Consider the following 5,420-nt stretch of genomic DNA (forward strand, 5'->3'; position numbering starts at 1 on the left):
ATAGCGCACTCTCAGGCACACGCCGCGTCGGGGTTTCAGTCGATCAGGGCCCAGGGAAGGCCCGGGAGGGGCCGTGCGCGGAGCCGCTCCGAGCGGGGCACCAGCGAGCCGGTGATCCACCGGCTCGACGTCGACAGCACGACCCGGCCCTCGCGGTTGACGACCGCGGCGTCGTCCTCGCCCGTGTGCCGCAGGATGGTGGTCTCGAAGACGGTCAGCGGCACGTCGGCCCCCGCGACGCCGAGGAAGTCGCCGCCGGACTCGATCGGCATGGTGAGGGTCAGCAGGTAGCGGTCGGTGCCGTGGACGTCGACGTACGGGCCGACGACGTGACGCTCGCGGGTGCGACGCGGTACGGCGAACCAGTCGGTGGTGGCGTAGTCGTAGAAGCCGATGCTGTCGGGACGGAGGTCGAACTCCATCTGCACCGGCTCGCCGAGCGTGGTCGACCACTGCCACCACTCGATCCGCAGCGGGTGCGTCTGGAGCAGGCCCGGCTCCAGGATCAGGCCGAGCCCGACGGCGACCTGGTCCGGCTCCTGCAGCCGCGCGGCGATGCCCGGTGCCAGGCCGCGGATGTCGTCGTCGGTCAGCGTGCGCCCGCTGGCGACCGCGTCCTGGTGGCAGGCCAACGTCTCCCGGTGGAGGTCCTCGACGGTGGCGAAGACCCGCTCGATGACCTCGGCGACCAGCGTGTCGAGCGGTCTGCCCACTGCATTAGGCATCGTGTCCTCCTGTGGGCGGCTGGCCGCTGCGGGCCAGTGAGAGGTGGTCGTCGACGAGCAGCCGGGTGTCCTCGGCGACGAGCTCCTCGACGAGGCGTCGGGCACGCTCGCCGCGTCGTCGTGCCACCGCCTCCGCGACCGCCAGCCGGCTCGTGGCCAGCTCCGCGGGTGACCGGCGAGGCCGCAGCCAGGCGAGCTCGGCGAGCTCTCCCTGCAGCTCGATCTCGAGCGTCGTGAGCCGCACCGACTGGGCCGCGGCCGCCATCTCGATGTGGAACCGGCCCTCGAGCCGACGCAGCTCGGGCTCGTCGGTGGCGTCCGCGAGCCGGCGGGCCAGCTCGCGGAGCCGCGCGATCTCGGTCGTCGACGCGCGTGCGGCCGCGAGCCGTGCCGCCGTGCCCGACACCGAGGCGTGCAGGTCGCCGAGCTCGCGCAGGTCGCTGACCCCCACCTCGGCCAACCGGTCGCGCGAGAGACCTGCGAGAGCAGTCGAGGAGGCCCGTACGAAGCTCCCGCCGCTCCGGCCGCGCCGGGTCTCGACCAGACCCTTGCTCCGCAGGTCGGCGAGGGCCTCACGGAGGGTGACCGTCGCGACGTTCAGCGATGCCGCCAGCTCCTGCTCGGGCGGGAGCTGCTCGCCGTCGGCGATCAGCCCGAGGGCGATCGCGCTCCCGAGCCTGCGGGCCACGGCCTCGCTGCGGCCCCAGCTGTCGTCCAGCGGGGCGAACAGGGCGCTGCGGGCGTCACCGGAGAGGACTCGGACCACCAGCCCACCTCCTCGTCGCCGCTCCGCCACACCTGACCGGCGTCCGGGAGCTCGCTCGCCGATGCTAGTGCGCTGCGCCGATCGGGACGATCCCCTTGCCAGAAAACATTCACAGCCATATGTTTCGGACACATGGTGTGACGCACACCGCATTCCCGAGGCTGTCGAGGAGGCCCATCCCGATGACCCAGGTCGACGAACCGCAGGACTCGCTGTCCGTCCCCTTTACTCCCGGGATGGCGGACAACCCGGAAGATCTCGCGTCGTTCCCCGACGAGATCTCCCGGCCGCTGCTCCCGCTCGCCGACGACGCGACCCCGAGCGAGCAGTTCGCCGCGGAGTGGCGCAACGCGTCGTACAACTGCTTCTCCTCAGGGCACAAGTTCTGCCGCGAGGTGTGCCCGGTGATGCAGGTGACACGCAACGAGTCCTGGACCCCGACCGCCTTCCACGCGAACGTCGTGGCGATGGAGAAGGGCGAGATGGACATCGCCGACGTCGCGGCGGACTACGTCAACTGCACCCAGTGCGGCGCGTGCGAGCTGCGGTGCCCCAACACTCTGTTCACCGGCGACTTCTACCGGTTCCGGACCCGCACCGTGGACGTCGTGAAGGCCGCGCGCGCCTTCGCGGTCGACCAGGGCGTCCACCAGCCCGGGTGGAAGACGTGGAACGAGCGGACCAACGAGCGCACGCACGAGCCGGTGCTGGGCGAGACCCCGGTGAGCCAGGAGCACGTGCGTGACTGGTCCGACGGGCTGGACCTCCCGATCGGCGGCGAGACGGTGCTCTTCGTCGACTGCGAGGCCGCGTTCTACCGCACCTCGGTCCCGCGGGCGGTCGCGCAGGTGCTCAAGCTCGCGGGCTACGAGTTCGGCTTGATGGGGGAGCAGTGGTGCTGTGGCGGACCGGCGGCCGAGATGGGGTACGTCGACCAGGCCAAACGGTTCGCCCGGCACAACCTGGACAACTGGCGCTCGACCGGCACCAAGCGGGTGCTGGTGCTCGACCCGCACGACTACATCTCCTTCACCGAGGACTACCCGAAGTACTTCGGTGACGAGTACGACATCGAGGTCGTGCTGGTCGTCGAGCTGTTCGCCCAATTGCTGCGCGAGGGGAGGCTCGCGCCGTCGGTGCCCGTGGACCGCACGATCACCTACCACGACCCCTGCCGGCTCAACAAGCGCAAGGGCATCTGGCAGGAGCCGCGGGAGATCCTGCGGGCGATCCCGGGACTGACGTTCAACGACGTCGACCGGGTCACTCAGTGGTCGTACTGCTCCGGCGGCGGTGGCGGACTGCCGGTCGAGAAGCCCGAGCTGACCGCGGCGATCTCGGCCGGTCGCCTGGAGAAGGCGGCGGCGCTCGAGGTCGACACCCTGGTGAGCGCGTGCCCCTGGTCCGAGCGTCCGCTGGGTGAGGCGGGGCAGGCGCACTCGATCGACGTGGTCGACATCCACGAGCTGCTGGCGGAGTCGCTGGGGATCGAGGTCGGCGGGAGCCGGAACGGAGGTGCGGCGTGACCATCACCGCCCACCGGCTCGACGAGGTCGTCACCGCGCTGCGCACGGTGCTGCGTGACGAGCAGATCCTGACCTCCAAGCCCGATCGCTACAACCGGGCGCGCGTGCCCGCGCCGTTCCCGGTGCACCGGTGGGCCGAGCGGCTTCCCGACCTCGCGGTCCTGCCCACCACGACCGAGGAGGTCGCGGGCGTGGTGCGGATCGCCAACGACCTGAGGATCCCGGTGGTGCCCAGGGACGGCGGCACCGGGCTCACCGACGGTGCCGTGCCGCTCCGCGGCGGCATCGTCGTCGACGTCAAGCGGATGAACCAGATCAAGGAGCTCGACCTCGAGAACCGCACCGTCACGGTCGGCACCGGCATCAACATGCTGAAGCTGAACGAGGTGCTGGGACACCACGGGCTGATCTACCCGGACGACCCGGCGTCGTACCCCTGCTCGCTGGTGGGTGGCCGGATCGGCACCAGCGGCTGGTCGCTGATCGGGTCGCGCTACGGGCACACCCGGGACCTGGTGCTGAGCTTCGACTTCGTGCTGCCGACCGGCGAGGTGATGCACGTCGGTGACGGGATCGGCCGCAAGATCAGCAAGTCCTCCAGCGGCTACCAGCTCAAGCACCTGCTGATGGGGCACCAGGGGACGCTCGGGATCGCGACCGAGGCGACTCTCAAGCTGTACCCGAAGCCGGAGGCCGAGCTGTCGCCGTTCTGGGCGTTCGACAACTACGACGACGCCTACCGCTGCGTCGGCGCCCTCGCCCGCGCCGGCGTCGCGACGTTCGCGGGCGCAGTGCTCTTCGACGAGCACAAGGTCGCCTACCTGCGTCGCGACGACGAGGCGTACATCCCGCAACCGAGCGACGTGCGCGCCCTGGTGTGTGCCGTGATGTACGGCTACGAGGACGAGGTCAAGCCGGCGGGGAAGCGGCTGTTCCGCATCGCGAAGGAGCACGGTGCCCGCTACCTCGGCGACGAGATCTCCGAGGGGGACTGGGCGGCGCGACACGACCGCTACGCCACTCCGCTGCACGGCCGCACCAAGACCGGCCAGGTGGTGCCGATGAGCTGGCACTGCGAGGACGCCGCGATCAACTACACCAACCTGCCGAGCGTCACGAAGGCCTGGCACGAGATCGTGGCCGACCTGCGCCGGCGGACCGACGTCTTCGACGACTGGGGGATGTTCGCCTACACCTCCGCCGACACCGGGGTCGACTACCTCACCGAGATCGACATCGGGATCTGGGAGCAGCAGCTCGACGACCGCGCGTGGGAGATGTGGGTCAACGCCAAGCGGGACATCGCCGCGGTCGCGCTGGCGCACGACGGGTCGATCAGCGCCTGTCACGGCTCGTGCCGGGACGGCGAGGTCGACCTGGTGCCGCAGGAGCTCGGACGCGGCTTCGACCTGATGCTCGACATCAAGCGGACCCTCGACCCGAACAACATCATGAACCCCGGAAAGTACCTGCTCGACCGCGCCTACGAAGGGGGACGCCCATGAGCACCACCTCCGGCAACGACCGCGTCGGCTACCGGTACGCCGAGCAGGTCACCCCGCCCGATCCCCAGCGCGCCTCCGACGTCGCCATCACGACCCATGAGCACGTCTACGAGGTCGACCCGCGACTCATGGAGCGCTGGGTGCTTCAGCAGCAGTTCCCCAACTGGGACAGCTTGCGGATCATGAACAGCCGGCACCAGCATCTGGAGTGGATGCACCGGCACTTCGCCCACCACGTGATCACCGGCTCGGCGCTGCTCGCGGAAGTCGACCAGGAGGACCACCAGGAATGAGCCAGGACCTGCACGGCGCCGAGCCGGGATCGCATCACCACCACGAGCACGACGCGGACGCCGCCACGCTCGCATCTCTCGGCTACACGTCCGAGTTCCGCCGCGAGATGAGCCCCTGGGCCAACTTCGCCCTCGGTTTCACCTATCTGTCCCCCGTCGTCGGCATCTACACCCTGTTCGCGGTCGGCCTGATCACCGGCGGACCCGCGATGATCTGGTGGCTGGTCATCGTCGGCCTGGGTCAGCTGCTCGTCGCCATGGTGTTCGGCGAGATCGTCTCGCAGTTCCCGGTCGCAGGAGGGGTCTACCCGTGGGCGCGCCGGTTGTGGGGCCGCAAATGGGCGTGGATGACCGGCTGGATCTACCTGGTCGCACTGCTCACCACCATCGCCGGCGTGGTTTACGGATCCGGGCCGTTCCTCGCCCAGCTGCTCGGGTTCACACCGGGCACCTCGTCGACGATCACCTGCGCCCTGATCCTGCTGGCGCTGGCGCTCGCCATCAACCTGATGGGCACCAAGTGGCTGGCCACGGCTGCGATCATCGGGTTCACCGCGGAGCTGCTCGGCGCGATCGCGGTCGGCACCTGGCTGCTCCTCACCGAG

Annotated in this window: 6 protein-coding genes; 4 read left to right on the forward strand and 2 right to left on the reverse strand. The window is 69.9% G+C overall.

Annotation, left to right across the window (positions count from 1 at the left end):
* Positions 1-35: 35 nt before the first annotated feature.
* Both VFZ39_RS03340 and VFZ39_RS03345 read right to left on the reverse strand, forming a co-directional pair.
* Positions 36-725 carry a cache domain-containing protein gene (locus tag VFZ39_RS03340; protein WP_330864305.1) on the reverse strand — a complete coding sequence of 230 codons (690 nt, stop codon included), beginning with the start codon at positions 723-725 and terminating at the stop codon, positions 36-38.
* Entirely contained in the window at positions 718-1,491 is a 774-nt protein-coding gene (locus VFZ39_RS03345) for a FadR/GntR family transcriptional regulator (protein WP_330864306.1), read from the reverse strand. Before VFZ39_RS03345 ends, VFZ39_RS03340 begins: the two co-directional genes overlap by 8 nt.
* A gap of 182 nt (positions 1,492-1,673) precedes the next feature.
* On the opposite strand from VFZ39_RS03345, the gene VFZ39_RS03350 reads away from it, so the two are divergent.
* The 4 genes from VFZ39_RS03350 to VFZ39_RS03365 all read left to right on the forward strand — a co-directional run.
* A complete protein-coding gene (locus VFZ39_RS03350) occupies positions 1,674-3,017 on the forward strand; it encodes a (Fe-S)-binding protein (protein WP_330864307.1) in 1,344 nt (447 codons plus the stop codon).
* Entirely contained in the window at positions 3,014-4,522 is a 1,509-nt protein-coding gene (locus VFZ39_RS03355) for an FAD-binding oxidoreductase (RefSeq protein ID WP_330864308.1), read from the forward strand. Before VFZ39_RS03350 ends, VFZ39_RS03355 begins: the two co-directional genes overlap by 4 nt.
* Positions 4,519-4,815: a hypothetical protein gene (locus VFZ39_RS03360; protein ID WP_330864309.1), complete on the forward strand. Its 297-nt coding sequence runs from the start codon at positions 4,519-4,521 to the stop codon at positions 4,813-4,815. Before VFZ39_RS03355 ends, VFZ39_RS03360 begins: the two co-directional genes overlap by 4 nt.
* Positions 4,812-5,420: APC family permease (locus VFZ39_RS03365; protein ID WP_330864310.1), on the forward strand; the 609-nt coding region annotated here is incomplete at its 3' end. The genes VFZ39_RS03360 and VFZ39_RS03365, both read left to right, overlap by 4 nt.

This window comes from Nocardioides sp. (genome assembly GCF_036374615.1).
Lineage (GTDB): Bacteria > Actinomycetota > Actinomycetes > Propionibacteriales > Nocardioidaceae > Nocardioides.